The organism is Pirellulales bacterium (assembly GCA_036267355.1).
GTDB lineage: Bacteria > Planctomycetota > Planctomycetia > Pirellulales > DATAWG01 > DATAWG01.
The window spans coordinates 1-20,229 of record DATAWG010000055.1 but is presented as its reverse complement, the minus strand read 5'-3'; the positions used below and the strand labels follow the sequence as shown (position 1 = coordinate 20,229).

At 60.8% G+C, this 20,229-nt stretch carries 14 protein-coding genes; 10 read left to right on the top strand and 4 right to left on the bottom strand.

Features of this window, described 5'->3' with window-relative positions; genetic code table 11:
• Window positions 1-51: 51 nt before the first annotated feature.
• The 4 genes from VHX65_08840 (at window position 52) to hemA (ending at window position 6,372) form a co-directional block, all read left to right on the top strand.
• Window positions 52-2,418 (top strand): c-type cytochrome, encoded by a 2,367-nt coding sequence (locus tag VHX65_08840; protein ID HEX3998639.1) that lies wholly within the window; start codon window positions 52-54, stop codon window positions 2,416-2,418.
• Window positions 2,402-3,961 carry a hypothetical protein gene (locus VHX65_08835; GenBank protein HEX3998638.1) on the top strand — a complete coding sequence of 520 codons (1,560 nt, stop codon included), beginning with the start codon at window positions 2,402-2,404 and terminating at the stop codon, window positions 3,959-3,961. Before VHX65_08840 ends, VHX65_08835 begins: the two co-directional genes overlap by 17 nt.
• Before the next feature lie 133 nt (window positions 3,962-4,094).
• Window positions 4,095-5,123, top strand: coding sequence for a cytochrome c biogenesis protein CcsA (gene ccsA, locus VHX65_08830; protein HEX3998637.1), 1,029 nt, complete (start codon window positions 4,095-4,097; stop codon window positions 5,121-5,123).
• Complete coding sequence (hemA, locus tag VHX65_08825; GenBank protein ID HEX3998636.1) at window positions 5,098-6,372, top strand: glutamyl-tRNA reductase; 1,275 nt, start codon at window positions 5,098-5,100, stop codon at window positions 6,370-6,372. The genes ccsA and hemA overlap by 26 nt, the downstream gene beginning before the upstream one ends.
• Window positions 6,373-6,944: 572 nt before the next feature.
• Here the strand turns inward: hemA and VHX65_08820 are convergent.
• From VHX65_08820 to VHX65_08805, 4 genes are all read right to left on the bottom strand, one after another.
• Window positions 6,945-7,145 (bottom strand): hypothetical protein, encoded by a 201-nt coding sequence (locus VHX65_08820; GenBank protein ID HEX3998635.1) that lies wholly within the window; start codon window positions 7,143-7,145, stop codon window positions 6,945-6,947.
• A gap of 1,709 nt (window positions 7,146-8,854) precedes the next feature.
• Entirely contained in the window at window positions 8,855-9,220 is a 366-nt protein-coding gene (locus VHX65_08815; GenBank protein HEX3998634.1) for a hypothetical protein, read from the bottom strand.
• Window positions 9,221-9,333: 113 nt separating this feature from the next.
• Entirely contained in the window at window positions 9,334-10,143 is an 810-nt protein-coding gene (gene scpB / locus VHX65_08810) for an SMC-Scp complex subunit ScpB (protein ID HEX3998633.1), read from the bottom strand.
• Between the two features lie 123 nt (window positions 10,144-10,266).
• Window positions 10,267-11,049, bottom strand: a complete 783-nt coding sequence (locus VHX65_08805) for a hypothetical protein (protein HEX3998632.1) — start codon at window positions 11,047-11,049, stop codon at window positions 10,267-10,269.
• 251 nt (window positions 11,050-11,300) lie between these two features.
• On the opposite strand from VHX65_08805, the gene VHX65_08800 reads away from it, so the two are divergent.
• From VHX65_08800 to VHX65_08775, 6 genes are all read left to right on the top strand, one after another.
• Window positions 11,301-12,536 carry a cysteine desulfurase family protein gene (locus tag VHX65_08800; protein ID HEX3998631.1) on the top strand — a complete coding sequence of 412 codons (1,236 nt, stop codon included), beginning with the start codon at window positions 11,301-11,303 and terminating at the stop codon, window positions 12,534-12,536.
• A 246-nt stretch (window positions 12,537-12,782) separates the two neighbouring features.
• On the top strand, window positions 12,783-14,075 hold the full coding sequence (locus VHX65_08795) for a DnaA/Hda family protein (protein ID HEX3998630.1): 1,293 nt from the start codon (window positions 12,783-12,785) through the stop codon (window positions 14,073-14,075).
• 359 nt (window positions 14,076-14,434) lie between these two features.
• On the top strand, window positions 14,435-15,553 hold the full coding sequence (gene dnaN, locus VHX65_08790; protein ID HEX3998629.1) for a DNA polymerase III subunit beta: 1,119 nt from the start codon (window positions 14,435-14,437) through the stop codon (window positions 15,551-15,553).
• An 80-nt stretch (window positions 15,554-15,633) separates the two neighbouring features.
• Window positions 15,634-15,939 (top strand): DUF721 domain-containing protein, encoded by a 306-nt coding sequence (locus VHX65_08785; protein HEX3998628.1) that lies wholly within the window; start codon window positions 15,634-15,636, stop codon window positions 15,937-15,939.
• A gap of 342 nt (window positions 15,940-16,281) precedes the next feature.
• Window positions 16,282-18,786 (top strand): DNA gyrase subunit B, encoded by a 2,505-nt coding sequence (locus VHX65_08780; GenBank protein ID HEX3998627.1) that lies wholly within the window; start codon window positions 16,282-16,284, stop codon window positions 18,784-18,786.
• Window positions 18,787-18,841: 55 nt separating this feature from the next.
• Window positions 18,842-20,137, top strand: a complete 1,296-nt coding sequence (locus tag VHX65_08775; GenBank protein HEX3998626.1) for an ATP-binding protein — start codon at window positions 18,842-18,844, stop codon at window positions 20,135-20,137.
• The last annotated feature ends 92 nt before the right edge of the window (window positions 20,138-20,229 follow it).

Below are 20,229 nucleotides of genomic sequence, written 5' to 3'. Positions count from 1 at the left end.
TCGCCGCAGCCGCCCTGATTCGCATTTCTCTCGCCGAGTGAGATATTTCCAGTGAACAAATTGCGTTGGATCGCCGTTGCCGCGGTTCTGTTCGCGCTCGATGGCAGGGCGGCTTTCGCCGCGCCGGTCGTTCTCGGGTTGACGAACAAGCATCCGCTTTCAGAGCCGCAGGTCGGCGAATTGCTGCTCAATGAATTGCGGTGCACCGCCTGCCATGCGCGCAGCAAACAATCGCGGCTGACCGCTCGAATGGCGCCGGATCTTGCCGACGTGGGTTCGCGAATCTCGCCAGATTTTCTTGCGCGGTTCATTGCCCAGCCTTCGGAGGCCCACGTCGGCACGACGATGCCCGATCTGCTGATGGCCGAGCCGGCGGAGCAGCGCCGGGCGATCGCCTACGCCATCGTCCAGTTTCTCGTCGCCCAATCGCCGCACAAGTTCGAGTCAGGTGCCGTTCGTGGCGAGGATGCGGCTGCCGGAAAGGAATTATTTCACACCGTCGGCTGCATCGCCTGCCATTCGCCGCGCGGCGACACCGGGCACGAAACGATGCGCGAAGGCGTGGTGAACTTGGAACACGTAGCGGCGAAATATGGCCTGACATCGCTGTCCGATTTCTTGTTCCAGCCGCTGCACGTCCGCCCGTCGGGTCGGATGCCCGACATGAAGCTAACGCCCGTCGAGGCCCGCCAGATCGCCAGTTATTTGCTCGGCAGTGGGCTCGGCAGTGGGCTTGGGCTCGGCAGTGGTCTTGGGCTCGGCAGTGGCGACGCAACGGTGCCCGTCATGCCGCGGCACGACAAGCTGGCGGCCGAGGGCCAAAAATATTTCCAGCAATTCAATTGCAGCGCATGCCACAAGCTGGGCGACACGGCGGCGCGGTGGGCCAGCCCGATGGCGAGCTTGAATGCGACCCGCGGCTGCCTCGCCAAAATGCCGGGGAAAAGCCCGCGGTTCAACTTGAGCGACGAGCAAACGCGCGCCATCCGCTCCGCGCTCACGGCGCAGGCCGAACCGGCGTCGGACGAAACGCAAGTCGCCATGACGCTCACTTCCTTCAACTGCATCGCGTGCCACGTTCGCGGCGGCTACGGCGGGATCGCGGCCGAGAGAAACGCGCTGTTCCAGACGAGCGAAAGGAACCTGGGCGACGATGCCCGCATTCCGCCACCGCTGACGCTTGTGGGAGCGAAGCTGAAAACGATTTGGATCAAGAAAATTCTCTTCGACGGCGAAACCGCCCGGCCGTATATGTTCACGCGGATGCCTCAATTCGGAGAGCCGAATCTGCGGCGATTGCCCGACTTGTTCGATCGGCTTGATGCCGTCTCGCGCGTCGATCTGCCGTTGCCGAACAGTGAAAACGAACACGACCGCGATCGAGCGAAAGAGCTGCGCGTGGCCGGCCGCGAGTTGATGGGCGACAAAGGCTTGTACTGCGTCGCTTGCCACAATTTCAACGGCAAGGCGTCGCCGAACTACCAGGGCATGGACCTGCTCCTCGCCTACCAGCGGTTGAAGCCGAGTTGGTTTTATCACTTCCTGGTCAACCCGAGCGGCTATCGCCCCCGAATCGTGATGCCGCTCGGCTGGCCGGCCGAAAAAGCAGTGCAAAAGACGATTCTGGACGGCGATACGCATGCGCAAATCGATGCCATCTGGTATTTCCTTTCGCTCGGCACCTCGGCCGAGGATCCGTCGGGAATCCGCCGCGTCGACACCAAGCTCGACGTGACGGGTGCGGCGCGAACCTATCGCGGCCGCAGCGGCGTGGCCGGCTATCGCGGCATCGCCGTCGGTTTTCCCGACAAGCTGAGCTACGCCTTCAACGCCCAAAATGGAACGCTGACAGCCCTCTGGCATGGCGACTTTATCCATGTCGATCGCAGCGGCCAAGGATCGGGCTCGTTTCAACCGGCAAGCCGATTCGTTCAACTCGCGCAGGACGTTTCGTTCCTCGATTTGCCGGACGAAAAATCCGCCTGGCCGCCGCGGCCGACGACAAACCAACAACATCCGGTCGATCCCGATCCGCTCTATCCCAAGAACCACGGCTATCGGTTCAAAGGCTATTACATGGACGACGCGGCGATTCCGACATTCATGTACCGGAGCGGCGAGATCGAAATCGAAGACCGCTCGACGGCCGACACGTCGGGCAAGAACCCGCTGCTGAGCCGCACGTTTTCATTCACCGCGCCGAGCGAGCGCACGCTCTGGTTCCGCGCGCTGACCGGCCGGATCGATCGCGAATCGCCGCGGCAATATAAAACCAGCGACTTGCGGATAATGGTCCCGGCTGTTCACACCGTGCTGCGGCCGTCGTCGGCCAAGTCGAAAGAGTCGGAACTGCTGCTGCGGTTCGAAATTCCCCAAGGCAAATCCATGCAAACCATCACCTATGAATTGCTCCACTAATCTTTTCCACCGTTTTCGCCACCTCCGCCAGGTCGCAATTTATATCGTGGCCATCGCGCTGTGGCTGTCGGGCGGCAACTTGATAAGCCCGTCAATTCATCCTTCGACCGTCCAAGCGGAAGAAGTGGGCGACCGCTGGGGCACCGAGCCGCGCGAGCGGGAATACTATCCGATCGTCGATCTTCCGATCCCGAAAGACACGGTGATCGAGGCCGGCTCGTTCACCGTGCTACCGGACAAGCGGATCGCGGTCGGAACGCGCTATGGCGAGATTTGGATCGTAAGCGGCGTCGATGAAAAGAAGCCCGAGCCGACGTATCACCTCTATGCCACCGGCCTGGATGAGATTTTCGGCCTGGCTTACAAAAACGGCGCTTTTTACGTCACGCAAGGTTGCGAGCTGACACGTGTCAGCGACACCAAGCACGACGGCAAGGCAAACCGTTTCGAGACGATCTGCGACGATTGGGGTTATCAGAATTATCACGAATACGCATGGGGATCGAAGTTCGACTCGGAGGGAAATCTGTTCGTCGCCCTAACCTTGTCGTACTCGTATGAATCCTATTCGCTGTTTCGCGGCTTCGCGTTGAAAATTACGCCGGAAGGCAAACGGATCGTGGTCGCCAGCGGCTTGCGCAGCCCCGGCGGAATCGGACCGAACGAGCACGGGCAGATGATGTATATCGAAAACCAAGGGCCTTGGAATTGCGCCGACAGCCTCAAGGTTGTATCGCCTGGAGCGTTTGACGGGCATCCCGCGAGCTTGCACTGGTACAAATATGCCCCCGAGCTGGGTCCGGTGCCGGAAATGCCCAAATCGGGCTCGCGGATCGTCATCGAGAAAGAGCGCGTAAAGCAACTGGTGCCCTATGCCGTGATCTTCCCCTACATCCGCATGGGACGCTCGACGACCGGCTTCACGGTGAATCGCACCGGGGGCAAATTCGGCCCGTTTGAGAATCAGATGTTTCTCGGCGACTACACGCTGTCGATCATCATGCGGGCCACCACCGAGCAGATCAACGGCGTGTGGCAAGGGGCTTGCTATCCGTTTCGCGAGGGGCTATCGACGGGAATTCTGAACGTCGTGTTCACGCCCGAGGGAAATCTCTTGTGCGGCGGAACGAATCGCGGTTGGCCCGTGCGCGGGCCAAAGCCCTATGCCTTGGAGCGGATCGGCTGGAGCGGCAAGATGCCGTTCGAGATCAAGCAAATCACGATCACCCCTGACGGCTTCAATATCGCGTTCACCAAGCCGGTCGATTCCGCGACCGGCGGTGCGGCGGCATCGTATCGACTCTCGACATTCACGCACCCTTATCAAGCGTCTTACGGCGGACCGGAAATCGAGCAAACCACGCCGGTGGTTCGAAGCGTCCGCCTTGCCGACGATCGCATGTCGGCCCGAATCGTGGTGAACACGATGATCCGCGGGCACGTTTACGATTTCGACCTCGGCGCGGTGCGATCCGGCGATCACGAAGAACTTCTGCATCGCAAAGCCTATTACACGGTAAATGAAGTGCCGGCGGCGAAGTGAGGTTGCTTCATCCGGTCGCCGCGATGAGCTTAGCAGGACGATGCGCTCTCCACGCGGTTTCGTGGCGGGCCTCGTTCGTCGCTGGGCGTAGGGTACAATTAGTGGATATAACCAGTAGGGCTTCGGACGTTGCATGATTTCCGGCATTACGACGACTTGTTTCGCCGCCAGCTATGCGGTGGCTTTTTTGCTCGAGCTCGCGCGGCTTCTGCTGCGCCATGCCGCCCGCCGGGTGCTAACGCTCGGGTTTGCCTGTGCCGGGCTGCTGGCCCAGACGCTTTATCTGGGTTATCGGGCGTATGAAGCGCCGGCGGCTCCACTCTCGAGCGCCTTCGATTGGTATCTGGTGGCAGCGTGGCTGTTGGTGGTCGTGTATCTGTATTTGACGCTGTTTCATCCCGAAGTGGCCTATGGGATTTTTATCCTGCCGCTGGCTCTGGGGCTGATCGGGGCCGCCAAATTCGCAAACCGGGAACCGTTTGCCCAATCGCCGGCGGCACGAGTTTGGGGAACCATCCACGGCACGTTTTGGCTGTTGGGGGCCGTGGCAGTGATCGTCGGTTTCGTAGCCGGCCTGATGTACCTGCTCCAATCGCGGCGGTTGAAGCACAAATTGCAGCCCACCCCTGGGCTGCGGCTGCCGAGCCTCGAATGGCTCGAGCGCGTCAGCGGTCGGGCGATCGTCGTTTCGGTGCTCATGGCCGGCGTCGGCACGCTGTCGGGCATCGTGCTCAATCTGATCAATCACCGCCATCAGCAAGACGAATTGCCTTGGAGCGATCCAATCGTGTGGCAATCGGGCGGGATGTTTGCCTGGCTGTTGGCGGCCGCGCTTTTCAACGGCCTATATAAACCCGCTCGCCGCGGCCGCAAAGTGGCGTACCTCACGATCGCCAATTTCGTTTTCTTGGCAATATTCCTTGCCGTGCAACTACTTGGCTCGGGAGAACACACCGTCCGCGTTCGCAACAACGCATTGTCATCGGTATCGGCCTCGGAGAGATGTGTGCCACTGACAAGCGCAGTCTGCCAGTGCTACGCCCCACCCCACGCGCGCATTGGCAGACTGCGCTTGCCAGTGGCACACGCCGTAGTTTCGTACTCGCCCCTCGTCCCTCGCCCCTCGCCCCTTCCCCATGAACTTCCAACTGGTGGGCTGTAGCCACCACAACGCGACGATCGAAATGCGAGAGCGGCTGGCGTTCAACACGACGCAAGCCGCCCGGGCGCTCGATCTCTGGCGCGAGCGATTCCCGGCGGCCGAGGCTGTGCTGCTCTCGACCTGCAATCGCGTGGAAGTGTATTCGGCTTCGGAGGCGGAAACGGCCGGCCCGAATCATCAGCAGGTCGCCAAATTCCTAGTCGAGTTTCATGGCCTCGAGCCGGAATGGCTGGAGAGCGGATTCTTTCAGCAATCGGGCGAAGCGGCCGTGTGGCACCTGTTCACCGTCACCGCCAGTCTCGATAGCCTCGTGCTCGGCGAACCGCAGATTCTCGCCCAGGTGAAGCAGGCTTATCAACTCGCGCAGCAGCACCACAGCGCCGGCCCGCTGACGCACGATATGTTTCAAGCCGCGCTGCGCGTGGCGAAGCGCGTGGCCCGGGAGACATCGTTGTACGAAAAGCGCGTGAGCATTCCGAGCGTGGCGATCGGCGATTTTGCCCGGCAGATTTTCGACACCTTCGACGACAAACGCGTGCTTGTGATCGGCGCGGGGGAGATGGGGCAGGAAACGCTGCGCTACCTGCGCGACGGCGGAGCCCGCCATGTGACGATCGTCAACCGCAGTCCGGCCCGGGCCGCCGAACTGGCCGAGCAATTCGCCGGCCGGGCAGCGCCGTGGGAAGAGTTGGACCAACACCTGATCGACGCCGATTTGATCGTCAGCACGACGGGGGCCGGCGAGCCGATCGTTTCGCTCGATCGATTTCAGCGCATCGAGCCGCAGCGCTACCAGCGGCCGCTCTTGATTTTGGATCTGGCCGTGCCGCGCGACTTCGATCCGGCGATCAGCGATCGGCTGGGCGTGTATCTGTATTCGGTCGATGATCTGCAAGCCGCCGCGGCCCACAATCGCCAGCAGCGCGACGCGGAATTGCCCGCCGCCCTGGCGATCGTCGAAGAAGAAACGCGGCTGTTCATGGAGCAGATGCACCATCGGGCAACCGGGCCGATCATTCAGCGCTTGCGCGAGAATTGGCAATCGCTGCGCGAGCAAGAATTGCGGCGACTCTTCAACAAGCTGCCCAATCTGGACGCCGCGACGAAAGCCGAAATCGACCAGGCCTTCGAGCGCTACGCCAACAAACTTTTGCATCCGCCGCTACAGCAACTCCGCGACGACTCGCGTCAAGGCCACCCCCACGGCCTGATGGAAGCCCTAAAGCGGCTGTTTCATTTGAAGGATTGATTTAGCGTTGCGCAGAGAAATGGGCGATGGACGTTCGGAACAAATACCGATGATTCACGAGTTCTTCGATTCCCGTGGACGATCGATGCACGACCAGTTTCAGGCGTGGCGGGAGAATCACCAAGACGGCGTTTTGCTGGCCTTCGCAACAAAATCCCGCGCCTATTCCACGGTGCTCGATGCCCACATTTTGGCAGCGGCCCGCCGTACTTCTTGCTTGCCGAAGGGTTCGAGCCGCTGACATCTCGAGCGTTGGTGAGTCTCACACGTTGATCCCATACAGGACCTTCGACCCGTGTGCCCGAACTGCCACGCGGTCCTGCACCGGCGTGACCCACCTTACGAACTCAATGAGGTGCGCGAGTTTCTGCGAATGTCCACGAAACTCGGCGATTCTGGCGCGCCCATAGCCGGAAGCCCGGATGCGCACGACCCTGCCAATCTTCAAGGGTTCGGTTGCGTATTGGATCGCCATGCGATGTCCCATTCTGCCTCGCCAAGGCGCTGCGCCGTCAATTCCGGCAAGAATACGTTTGATTCCCGTTTTCAGAATCGGGCCGTGCCTTGACCCTCTAACCGCGGTCGATGGCGACGGTCCGGGCGGGGAAATCGATCCGGAGCCGATAATCTCGCAGCATGCCCGTGCCGATCAGGATTTCGTCGCCATCCGCGAAGGTGGCTTGCACTCGAACCGTTTGGCCGTCGAATGGAAAATCGGCAAGGAAGACTGTCCTCTTCGATTCGCTGATTTGCCGCCAGAAGCGAGGCTGCACGGCCGACGAATTGCGCGTCGACCTGTTGTCGCAGTGCCTAGGGCAGTTCGAGTTCGCCGTTGAAACCAGTGTCGATTATTGCCTGCCAGCGGCGATCATCAATCTGCATCTCGATAACCGGGACACCGTCGTCGGTAACGATGCCCTCGATCAACGACGGCCTCCCTTTCGATAATATACGTCGCGCCCCCAACTCGCACGAAAAACAGCGGAGCACCGTTGCTATCTGCGTCACGCTTGGCGACGACATCTTGGATCGAATCGCCAAACCAAATACGACCGCTGACGGGGTCAATTCCAACGGTCTGGCCAGCTTTTTCCGAAACGTCGTGCTGCTGCTGATACTCAGTCCAAATTTCGTTGGCTCGATTTGAATCGGCTGCAGTCCAGTTAGAAACGGCCATTTTTTGCTCTCGCGGGCTTGGCGACGGCGCTGCGAGCGCCCTCGAATCCATCCTAAAGAATTCGCCCGCACGAGAAAAGGAAAGACTTCGAAGCGAAACCGATGGTCCGATGAGTTTGCCCGTTCGTTGCACGAGATCCGCGAAGCCTGAACTTCGCCGAAAGCCGACGCGGACGGCACAATGGCAAGCCGCAAGGTCGCATTCTGGTTGCTAAGCCGTATTCTTCCACACGTTAGCCGAGACGCCAACGGGTTAATGTATGATGTGAGTTATCAATCAACGGAGGCTACTGGAAGTGATCTATCACGGCCATAATGAAAACGGGCTTGTGGTCCTTGATGCGCCCGGTTGCTTTGCCCGAAGGCGCTCGGGTGAGCATTGACATTCAGGCGGACCCAAGGCGGTTGACCAAGCCGGACTCGCGTGCGCTCTTTTTGGATCGCTCTCCAGCGGCGACGGGCGCTCGGCCGACAATACCCGGATTGATGACGATCTGGCCGATGCCTACGGGGCGCAACTGTTCACAGGTCGGGGTCTGGCTCACTTTTCGGCACGCTACGACGTGAATCGCGACCCAAGCCTTCGCCGAAAAATGTGCCTGACACCCTGAATCGCCGGACGACATTGCGCAACCTGTGAACGGTTGCCTACCGGGCGAACACCTGATGCCGCTCGACGCCTCCGGGCTGCTCGCGTGTTTGGATGCCTCGGAATCTCGCCACGCCAGCGCCGTTGCATGCTACGACAGCCACTGGACCCGATCGCAATTCGCGGAACGCCACGCTCGTCATTTCCCCGCCGGCTCGACCTCGATCTGGTCTTCAAGAACCTCGGTATAGGCCGGAGGCTTCCTCCCGAACTGAAGTCGGTAGACCCGTGCTCCGTTTGGGCCAAGGGGGCCGCGAAACTCGACGATTCTGGCACGCCCGTACCTCGAATCGCGAACGCGCACAATCGTGCCAATTCTCAAGGGTTCGGTTGCGTATTGGATCGTCACGCGATGTCCCTCCCGAATTTCACCAAGGCACAGCGGCAAGGATGCTAGTGAACTCTCGCTTCATTATATCCCGGATTAGGAAACCACGACGAGGCTCGATTCAGGAGCGCAGCAATCCCAACGGTCTGGCCAGCTCTTTCCGAAACGTCGTGCTGCTGCTGATACTCAGTCCAAATTTCGTTGGCTCGATTTGAATCGGCTGCAGTCCAGTTAGAAACGGCCATTTTTTGCTCTCGCGGGCTTGGCGACGGCGCTGCGAGCGAGCACCGTTCAATTAATCCTAAGCTCCACGCTCTGACGAAAAAAGCCTACTCTTCATCGCCCCAGTCTTCTTCTTCCTCTTCCTCGTCGTCGTCCCAATCGTCGTCGTCTTCATCGTCCCAGTCGTCGTCTTCCTCGTCCTCTTCATCGTCTTCGTCTTCATCCTCGACTTCTTCCCACTCCTCGTCGACGAAATCATCGTCCTCGTCTTCATCATCTTCTTCGTCGTCGTCGCCGTTCAGATCATCTTCTTCTTCATCTTCTTCGTCATCCCAATCGTCTTCCTCCTCGGCTTCGTCGGCGGCGGCAACGACCAAGGGGACAAATTCGTGGCGAGCGGCTTCGGCCAAAGTCAGGAACGACTCGTCAGCCATTTCGTCGCGGGCGAAATTACGGCGCAGTAATGTCGTCACTGGGAATTCCTCCTGCAAGACTTTCTCGTCAATGAGTCACCGGGAGCGGGGAAACAATATGGGAAGCCGGACATCATACCGACCGGGCAGCCGAGAGAATAGTTCTCGGAGAACTAGATTGCACGATTTTCGGCGGTTTGCAACGAGGTCGCCGCCGGTTGCGAAGAATTCGCGCTCGCCTCGGCCGATGGCTGCGAGGCTGCGGCCGGTTCGGCCGGCGCCGGCCGCCGCCGCAGCGTCTCGGCTTGCGGCAATTCGTCGAGATGTCGCAGCCCGAAAATCTGCAAGAACCGCCTCGTGGTGCCGTAGAGCAAAGGCCGGCCCAAATCGTCGGCGCGGCTGGTGATTCGCACCAAGTCGCGATCCATCAATTGCCGCAGAATATCGCCGCACTGCACGCCGCGGATCGCCTCCACTTCGGATCGCAACACCGGTTGACGATAGGCCACGACCGCCAACGTCTCGAGCGCCGGTGCGGTGAGCCGCGTTTCGACGGGCGTATGCAATAGCCGCCGCAGCCACGGCCCAAACATCGGCCGAGTGAGCAATTGGAAACCGCCGGCCAGTTCCTCGGCACGGAACGGACTGCCCCCGTCGTCATAGAGCCGGTTCAATTGGCGAACGGCCGTTCGGGCGGCCGTGCCGTCGCTCAGGCCGGCCAATTGTCCGATCTTTCGGCTGGTGAGCGGCTCGCGAGCCAAGAACAGCGCTGCTTCGACTCGGGCCAACCGGTCGTCGCGAGCCAGCGGGCCTTGGACAATCGGCTCCGGCCGTCTTTTTGAGCCGCCGCGTATGAAAAGCTGCCATCGGGCGAAGCCGCTCCGCCGCTTCGATGCAAATGCCGCCGGCAGCGCTGAACCCCGTTTCCGGTTAAGTCGGCTCGCACCGCGACAGTAGCCGAGTTTGGGGAGCCGTTTGTGCATGGCAATCTCTGCCGGCTGCGTAGAGTTGTGCGGTGAAACTGCGACCGACCGCGACAGCGCCTCGAACTTACGGCGGCCTCCCGGTCTCTGCAAGCCCGCAGACCAGGGCAAAGATGATCCGGCTCAGCGTTGAATGCCCGATGGACTCGAAAATTGCCCGGCACCGTCGGGGCGCCGGAATCGCTCGACGTCGTCAAGCACCCGTTGCATCGCCTTCAGCGGGTCAGTGTCGGTCGCTTGGAAGACGCGATGATGGCCCGGGTCGGAGTTGGCGGCTAGCGACACTTCGCAATAGAAGCGATAGCCGTCGCCAAAGGTTTCGAGCAGATAATAGGTGGCGCCGAGTTCTCGCAGTCGAGCTTCGACATGCCGGAATTGGGTCGTGCAGGTGTCGGCCGCCGGGGGCGCTGGCGGGGCGGAGTTGGTTGCGGCTTCGTGTTCCGAATCAACTGCTGAATCGGTCGTTTTGGCATTTTCTACCGGCGCGGCAAAGCTCGCCGGCTGCACCGCGCCTCCGGTAGCAGACATGCTTTCGCTGGCCAACGGTTGCGGGGCCGGTCCGCCGCCGGCCAGGGGCCCAGGCTGAGTGGGCGCTGATTGAACGGGCAATGGCTGGGGCGGAATCGCCGCAAGCGGGGCGGGGCGTGATTCGACTGGCGTTTCGCTTTGGCCACGCGGCAGCGGATCGGCGGCACGGTGATCGTTGGTCGGCGCCCACGGCGGCGCATCGGTTGCAATGCCTGCCAACGGGTCGGCGGTCTTCTGATGCGTGCGAGCCTTATAGGCATCGACGACCGCCTTATAAAGCTCTGGCAATTGCTTGCCGTAGATGGCCAAAAATGGCACCAGTGCCAAACAGGCCAGCATCACCAACGCCCGAAACGCAAGGCCTACGGAAGATTGCATCGCCGGCCACGGCTCCGTTGTGGTGGGAAAGAAAAGTGGAGCGGGATAATAGCGAGCGGCGCGGCTTCGGACAATGGCAGTCGCTGAGAAATCCCGCGAAAGAATGGGCGGCACGACGCGCAAAACCGCAAGCGAGCCTCACTATCCGTCGGCGGCTTGAAGCTCGCTTGCGGTTTCGCACGTCGTGCCGAGACCAACCACCAATGCATTGCGGTCGATATATTCCAGCCGTCGGCGGTTATAATTCGCGGATGCCGACCGCTGCCCACACGATTTATCTCGACCATAACTCGACCACCCCGATCCTGCCCGAAGCGCTGGCGGCGATGGTCGAATGCCAGCAGTCGGTCTACGGCAACCCGGAAAGCCAGCATCAGCTTGGCCGGCAGGCTCGGCACGTGCTGGAAGAAGCGCGGGAGGGCATCGCGGCCTTGCTGGGTGCGGCAGCCGCGGGGCGCCAGCCCGATCGCTTGATCTTCACCAGCGGCGGAACGGAAGCAAACAATTTGGCGCTGTTCGGCATGGCAGGATCAGCCGCTACGGGGACGCTCGTCGTTTCCGCGATCGAGCATCCCAGCGTTGCCCGGCCTGCCGAGGCATTGGCTCGCCGCGGCTGGCACATCGAGCGAATCGGCGTTTCTTCCGCCGGCGTCGTCGAGTTGGAACAATTCGCTGCCGCATTGGTCAAAGCGGATCCGGCCCTGAAACAATCCACGGGGCAGAGTTCGATCAGCAAGCGGCCACGGTTTGCCAGTGTCATGCTCGCCAACAATGAAACGGGCGTGCTCCAGCCGATCGAGCAATTGGCGGAATTGGGCCGGGCCGCGAAGGTTCTCCTGCACACGGACGCGGCCCAGACGGTGGGCAAAGTGCCGGTGGATTTTCGCCGGCTTGGCGTCGCGGCGTTGAGCTGTGCGGCGCACAAATTTCACGGTCCGCGCGGGATCGGCGCGCTGTTGCTGCGCGGCGACGTGCCGCTGGAGCCGCTCCACTGGGGCGGATTTCAACAATATGGCCTTCGGCCGGGCACAGAGTCTGTCGCGCTGGCGGTCGGAATGCATGTTGCCCTGGCCTGTTTTCAACGAGAACAATTGGACCGAGTCGCCCGCATCGCGCGGCTGCGCGATCGATTTGAAGGCGCGATCCGAAGCAATTGGCCAACCGCCACCATTCACGGCATCAGCGAGGATGGCAACGAGGCGACGGTCCAGCGGCTCCCGGGGACCTCGAACATTTCATTTCCCGGCTACGACCGGCAAGCGCTGCAAATGGCGTTGGACCTGGCTGGCGTGGCGTGTTCGACCGGGTCGGCCTGCGCGAGCGGCTCGCGCGAGCCTTCGCCGACGCTGACGGCGATGGGGCTGCCCGAATCCCAGGTGCAAAGCAGTCTTCGCTTCAGCCTCGGGGCAACGACGACCGAGGCCGACATCGCGCTCGCGGCCGAACGAATCCTATCCGTTTTGCGAGCGGCAAAGCCGCGAGAATGATCGTGCGGTTTGCCGCCCCGATGCTCGATTCGCAATCTTGCGATCACCCCGCGCGGCTTCGTGAAACGACCGATTCGGCCCTGTTTTCGTATCTTGCATGGCGGCAATGATTTGCGGCGACGTTTTTACTCGTGAAAATTCACCGCCGCTCCTCGCCGAGAGGGTTGCAAACCGCTATAATTCCGGCTCCGAATTTTGAACCCAAAGCGATCCGGCCGGATCGCAATTTTGCAGGACGGAGCCGCGGTGGAAGACGGCGTTTTTATAATCCCGCTTTCGGCCGATCTGGCGCCGGCTGACGTCGACGCGCCGCCAGCCGAACCGGCTCGCGAATGCGCTGCTTCGGCCAGGCGCGACCGCGCTGCATCGCCTGTTCGCAAAGCGAAATCGCCCGCCACTGCCGGTGCGGTCGCCATGTCGCTTGGCAACCGCCCGTCTGCGTCGCCAATTTCGCTCGAATTCATCGCCGGTCCGGAGAATCGCTTGGCCGCCGTGGCAATCGAGTCTCTTTTGCAAGACCGGCCCTCGAAATTCAACCCGCTGGTAATTGTCGGCCTTCCGGGCGTGGGCAAATCGCATTTGGCTCGCGGTTTGGCCGACAGATGGGCATCGCATCATCGGTTGCCGCCGGCGTCGGTGGCGTATTTCAACGCCTCGGATTTTGCCCAGGAGTTGAATGCCGTGATCGCTGCCGAATCGACGCCAGCCTTCCAGCGCCGTATTCGCAACGTATCGCTGTTGGTGATCGAAGGGCTGGCGCAACTGCAAAATCGGCGTGCTGCGCAACTCGAATTGGTCCATTCGCTCGACGCCATTGTCGACCAGGGCGGCCAAGTGGTGATTACATCGAGCACACCGCCGGAACGGATCACCGGCCTGTCGCCCGATCTCCGCGGTCGCTTGGCGGCAGGCTTGTTGCTGCCGCTAAGAGCGCCGACTTTGGCAACCCGATTGGCGATTGTCGAACGGCTCGCGCGATTGCGAGCAATCCCGATCACCGCGCCGGCGCTGCGGGCGCTTGCCGATGGCTTGAACGGCACTGTGCCGGAATTGCTCGGCGCGCTTGTGGAGTTGGACGTTCGTTCGGAGCTTACTTTGGGTTCCGAGCCACGCGACGAGGCCGTTGCAAACTCTGGCTCAGTCGCGAATGAAAACATTGCTTGCGCGATCGTCGCCAGCGAAATCGCGCCGCGCTGCGTCGATGCGAAAGCGGTTCGCCAATGGCTTGCCGATCGGCGATTGCGGCTGCAACCCACTTTGCGCACGATCTCCGTTTTGGCGGCGAAGTATTTCGGCCTGCGAGTGGCCGAATTGAGTAGCCCTTCGCGGCAGCGCACGGTCGTGCAGGCTCGGGCCATCGCGATGTATCTGGGCCGGCAACTCACGGCCAAAAGCCTGCAGCAGCTCGGACAACATTTTGGCGGTCGCGATCATACCACGGTCTTACACAACTACCGCTCGATCGAATCGCGATTGCAGTCCGATCCCGCGACGCGGCGAGCCGTGTCGGATCTGCGCCGCGCCCTGGCCCACACGTGAAATGCATAGACCATCCACGCGCCATCGCTGTGGAAAAACCGTCACTCGGCTGTCGGTAAATCGCCGCCCGGCCAACACCGTCGACAGCAGCCAATCGCCATCGAATTAATTGCCTCGCCAATCGACATCCGCCCGACACGCCATCGACACGATGCCGACAAGTTTTCCAGACCGATGCGACGCCCGTCCGAACGCGAATTGCCCGAGACATTGGTAGCGATTCGGCGTTTGGCGAGGGGGAATCGACAATCCGCGGCGCCCACCTACTAATACTGCTGAATTAATTAATTCTTTAAGAAGAAGAAACTCCCAGACCCTGGGTCCCCAAAATGGTCCCTTGATGAAAGGCCCGATCCGTCATGAAACTCACGTGTGATCGAGAACAACTTCTCGCGGCTTTTCAAACCGCCTCCTCCGTCGCCCCCACGCGCAGCCCCAAGCCGATCCTGCAAAACGTCAAGCTCGAAGCCACCCAAGAGGCCGTCCTTCTCATGGCGACCGATTTGGAAATCGGCATTCGCATCCAGGTGTCGGGCATGGAAGTGGAAACGCCGGGCACGGCCTTGCTCTCGATCAACCGTTTCGGGCCCATCCTGCGCGAGTGCAGCGGCGATGCCCGATTGTTTCTCGAAACCACGCAATCCGGCACGCTGGTGCGCGGCGAGCGGAGCGAATTCCGTTTGCCGGGCGAAAACCCGGAAGAATATCCCACCGTTGCACCGTTCAGCGAAGGCAAGCATCACGAGTTGCCGACCCGCTTGTTGCGCGAGCTGGTCCGCCGTACGCTGTTCGCCACCGACAACGAGAGCAGTCGCTACGCCTTGGGGGGCGTGCTGCTGGAAATGACCGAAAAGCGAATCACGGCCGTGGCCACCGACGGGCGGCGGCTGGCGAAAATGGAAGGGCCGGCCCACAGCGTCGGCGGGCATCAAAATGCCGACACGATGACGATCGTTCCCTCGCGGGCCATGCACCTGATGGATCGCGCCTTCTTCGAGCCCGATGCTCAAGTGCAAATCTCCGCGCGGGCCAACGATATTCTCGTCTCTACGCCGCGTGTGACGATTTATTCGCGGCTGGTTGAAGGGCGGTTTCCACGCTGGCGCGATGTGTTTCCGCAGCGGCAAGACTCGCAGAAAATCGAATTGCCGGTGGGGAGCTTGTATTCTGCCGTCCGGCAGGCCGCGATCGTCACCAACGATGAGAGCCGCGGCGTCGATTTCAAATTCGGCGACGGGATGTTGACCCTCGCCGGCGAAACAGCCGATGTCGGCAAGTCGCACGTCGAACTCCCCATCGCCTATAGCGGGCCGAACGTCGCGATCACTCTCGACCCACGCTACATGAGCGATTTCCTCAAAGTGCTTGATGCCGACAAAATGTTTACCTTGGACCTGAAAGACGCCGAAAGCGCCGCCGTTTGCACGACCGACGACGGCTACGGCTACGTGATCATGCCGCTGGCTCGCGATCGCTAGGGCCGCGCTGCTCCGATTGGTTCGTCCTCCCGCTTGCGGTTTCGCACGTTCCCCCCTGCCTCGAATCCCGGTCGTCGCTCATGGCCAAAGGCACCCCGCAGCCGATTGCCGAAGTGCTAGCACAGCTGTTGGCTCGTCGCGGCTATGCCCGCCAAACGGCTGCGTCTGGTTGTGAAGCGGCCTGGCGCGAAGCGGCTGGTCCGATGCTGGCGAAGATCAGTCGGCCGGGCAACATCCGCCGCGGGGTGTTGGAGGTGTTCGTGGCCAATTCGACGTTGGTGCAGGAAATGGGTTTTCAGAAAGTTCAAATATTGGAGCGGCTCCGCCATCGATTGGCCGACGATTCGGTCCGCGATCTGAGATTCCGCGTCGGACCGATCGAATGAGCGGCGAGGAGCAGCCGCCGGTTGGATGTTTCGCCAATCGCCCGTCGGCCGAGCAGCATGCAAACGCACGAGAAAAGCACCGGCGGTTAGCGGCTTGCCGCTCACGTTTCTTTCCGCGTGAGGGCCTTGGCTGCAGCGCTACAATGTTAATAGGCAAATCCCCTCGAATCGCCGGATAATCCGCCGACAAAACCAAGTAAAGAATCCCACACGATGACCGATCCATCGATCACCGGCGACAAGCCGGCTCATGATCCGAAAACCGCCGCCCTGAATTCCGAAATTGGCTCTGCCGCCAGTTCTCCGGCCCCTCCGCTGAATTCCGCCGCCCAGAATCCCGACATGCCCGCCACCTCGCCGAATGCCGGCGAATATGGCGTCGATCAGATGAAATATCTGACCGATTTGGAGCACGTCCGCGAACGCTCCGGCATGTACATCGGCGACACCGGCAGCCGCGGGCTGCACCATCTCGTCTACGAAGCGGTCGATAATGCGATCGACGAGGCGATGGCCGGGCATGCCCACGATATTTATGTCACCGTCAATGGCGATGGCTCGGTCGCGGTGGCCGACGATGGCCGCGGCATTCCGATCGAGGTGCATCCGGATCTCGGCATCTCGACGTTGCAAGGCGTGATGACGGTGCTCAAATTCGGCGGCAAATTCGACAAACAGGCTTATAAAACCTCCGGCGGCTTGCACGGCATCGGCGTGAAAGTGGTCAACTTTCTTTCCGAATGGTGCGAAGTCGAAGTGCGCCGCGACGGGCATCTCTACCAGCAGGAATATCAGCGCGGCGTCCCGACCGGCGACGTGCGCCGCGTCGGCCGCGCCATCGGCACCGGCACCCGAGTGACGTTCAAGCCCGACACGCAAGTGTTCGGCAACACGAAATTCGAATACAACATCCTCCACCGCCGTTTGCAAGAACTTGCCTTCCTCAATCGCGGCACCCGCATCACGCTCAAAGACGAGCGCACCGGCGACGGCGAAAAGTTTCACTACGAGCGCGGACTATTGCAGTTCGTCGAATTTCTCAATCGGGCCAGCGAGCCGGCCCATGCCGATATCATCTACATCGCGCGCGAACTCGACGGCGTCGGCATCGAAGTGGCCATGCAGTACACGTCCGAATTCACGGAGAATGTTCACACGTATGTGAACAACATTCACACGGTCGATGGCGGCACGCATCTCTCCGGCTTCCGCACTGCCCTGACGCGCACTCTGAACAACTACGGCAAGAAGGCGAACCTCTTCAAAGACCTTGCTCCCTCGGGCGAGGATTTTCGCGAAGGGCTCACGGCCGTGATCAGTGTGCGCGTGCCGGAGCCGAAATTCGAATCGCAAACCAAGGTCAAGCTGAACAACATCGAAGTGGAAGGCTTGGTGAATTCGGCCGTCGGCGATTTTCTCACCAATTATCTCGAAGAGAATCCCAAAATCGCCCGCACGATCGCCCAAAAAGCGATGCTTGCCGCCGAGGCCCGCGAAGCCGCTCGCAAGGCGAAAGCCCTGTTGCGCGAACGAAAGGGCGCGTTGAGCGGCGGCGGCTTGCCGGGCAAGCTCCGCGATTGCACCAGCCGCAATGTCGATCTTTGCGAGTTGTATCTGGTCGAGGGTGATTCCGCCGGCGGAAGCGCCGAAGGAGGCCGCCTGCGCGAGTATCAGGCCATCCTCCCCTTGCGCGGCAAGATCATCAACGCCTATAAATCGCGCGAAGATAAAGTGCTCGCCAACGAGGAAGTGCGCAGCATGATCTCGGCCATCGGTTCCGGCATCGGCGACGAAGCCGACCTCACGAAGCGGCGCTACAACAAAATCGTCATCATGACCGATGCCGACGTCGACGGCTCGCACATCCGCACGCTTTTGCTCACGTTCTTTTATCGCCAAATGTACAAGCTCGTCGAGAAGGGGCATGTGTACGTCGCTCAGCCGCCGCTCTTCCGCGTGCGGACCAAGAAGCAAACCTACTACGTGCAAACCGAAGAGCAGATGAAGAACCAACTGCTCGAACAGGGCCTCGGCGAAGGCGTGTTCGAGCCCGGCGATGGCCGCACGATCCAAGGCGCCGACATGGCGAAGCTCTGCCGCACGCTGGCCGCGCTCGAAGAATCGCTGATCGCGCTGGAGCGCCGCGGCATCGGCCTCCGCACCCACGCCACGCGGCAAGACAAGTCCACGGGCAAGCTCCCCATCTACCACGTTTTTCTCGGCAACGAAGAGCACTGGTTCACTCGCCGCGACGAGCTCGACACGTTTGTCGCCCAGCAAGAGCAAGCGGCCGGCGCCGAACTGACGGTCGAGGATTCGACCGAAAAACCGAGTATCGAGGCCGACGCCGGAAAGCCCGCCGCCACCGACGGCGCCGCTGCCGCTCCGTCGGCCAACGGCGATTCGCTCCGCGCCAGCCGGCTGCACATCGTCGAGTTGCACGAAGTGCGCTCGATCAACACGCTGCTGGGCGACTTGAAGAACATGGGTTTCGACATTCAATCGCTGATCCCCCAGCAGCGTACCGGCAGCGAGCAGCCGCGATACACCTTGCGCCGCGGAGAGAGCGCGATCGGCTTGTCCGACCTGCGCGGCCTGCTGGCGGCCGTCCGCAGCGCCGGCGAAAAGGGCCTCACGATCACGCGCTTCAAAGGCCTCGGCGAAATGAATGCCGAAGAGCTCCGCGACACGACGCTCGATCCCAACAACCGCACGCTCCTGCAGGTGACGATGCTCGAAGCCAGCGCCGCCGACGACCTTTTCCGCGTGTTGATGGGCGACAAAGTCGAACCCCGCCGCGAATTCATCGAAAAACACGCCCTGGAAGTGCGGAATTTGGATGTGTAACGGTTTCCGATGAGCTTCCATGCATTGTCGCGTTTCGATTACCCTCTCATCACGCATGCTAACACTCGTTGAAGCCCTGAATTTTCGCTGCCTGCGATACGTCAGGCAAAAGGTTGGTCGATTCCACGTTCTCGTTGGACCGAATGCGAGCGGCAAGACAACGTTCCTCGACGTAATAGCCTTCTTAGGCGATTTGGTTGCGGAAGGGCTTGAGCAGGCCGTGTATAAGCGTACTCGTAACTTTAGCGATTTGCTTTGGCAGCACTCCGGGAATCGCTTCGAACTTGCCGTGGAGGCGTCCATTCCGCCGGAGAAGCGCAGATTGTTAGCGGTTCAGACTTATGACACCGTTCGATACGAAGTTGCAATTGGGATCGACCCGGAGAGCAAAGAAATAGTAATTGCCGAGGAACGAGGATGGCTGCAAGTCCGAGGGCATGAAAGCTCAACGCAAAAAGGCTTATTTCCTGAGCCGCCGCCTCCTCCAAACACGATTGTCAGCGCGGGAAAGTCAAGTGGGAAGCGACGATCCCTATTCAGCAAGACGCCTGGGGGAAACGACAACTATTACGCGGACGCACATCAGAAAGAGGGTCGGTGGGCACCGGCCTTCAAACTGGGTGCCCGGAAATCGACGCTGGGCAATTTACCGGAGGATGAAGAAAATTTTCCTGTCAGTGCTTGGTTCAAGCAGCTACTGACGAACGGCATCGAGAAAATGATCTTGAACAGCCTTCTGGTGCGGCAGGCCAGCCCTCCGGGGCAGGCGAGAGGGTTCAAGTCCGACGGCTCGAACCTTCCATGGGTTATTGCCGGCTTGGAGGAACGCGACTCCGCGCGCCTAAAACACTGGGTGGCACATCTCCGCACGGCTTTACCGGATCTAGCAGACGTGCGCACAATCGAGCGTGCCGACGATAGGCATCGATATCTCCAGCTTGAGTACGACGGGGGGCTCGAGGTTCCATCGTGGATGGCATCTGACGGGACCTTGCGGCTGATGGCCCTGACTCTTCCCGCTTACCTCGACGACTTCGGGGGAATCTACCTGATTGAAGAGCCGGAGAACGGGATTCATCCGCGCGCAATCGAGACGATGTACCAATCGCTTTCGTCTGTATACGGCGCTCAAATCCTCCTTGCAACGCATTCGCCGGTAATTCTGAGCGTCGTCGATCCAGATTCAGTGCTGTGCTTCGCGAAGAACTCCGATGGCGCGACGGACATCGTCGCCGGGCGAGAGCATCCAGCGTTGCGAGAATGGCAAGGGGCTGAAAACCTCGGGGCGCTCTTTGCCGGTGGGGTAAGCGTTCACGGATTTTTGGGTAAATCGGTATTCGAGGTTTTGTAGGTGATCGGGTAAGTTGGCGGCGCTATGACGCAGCCCGCCGACAAGCCGTGCCCGAATTGCGAAGTCCTTCAGCGACGCGTTGAAGGCCTGGA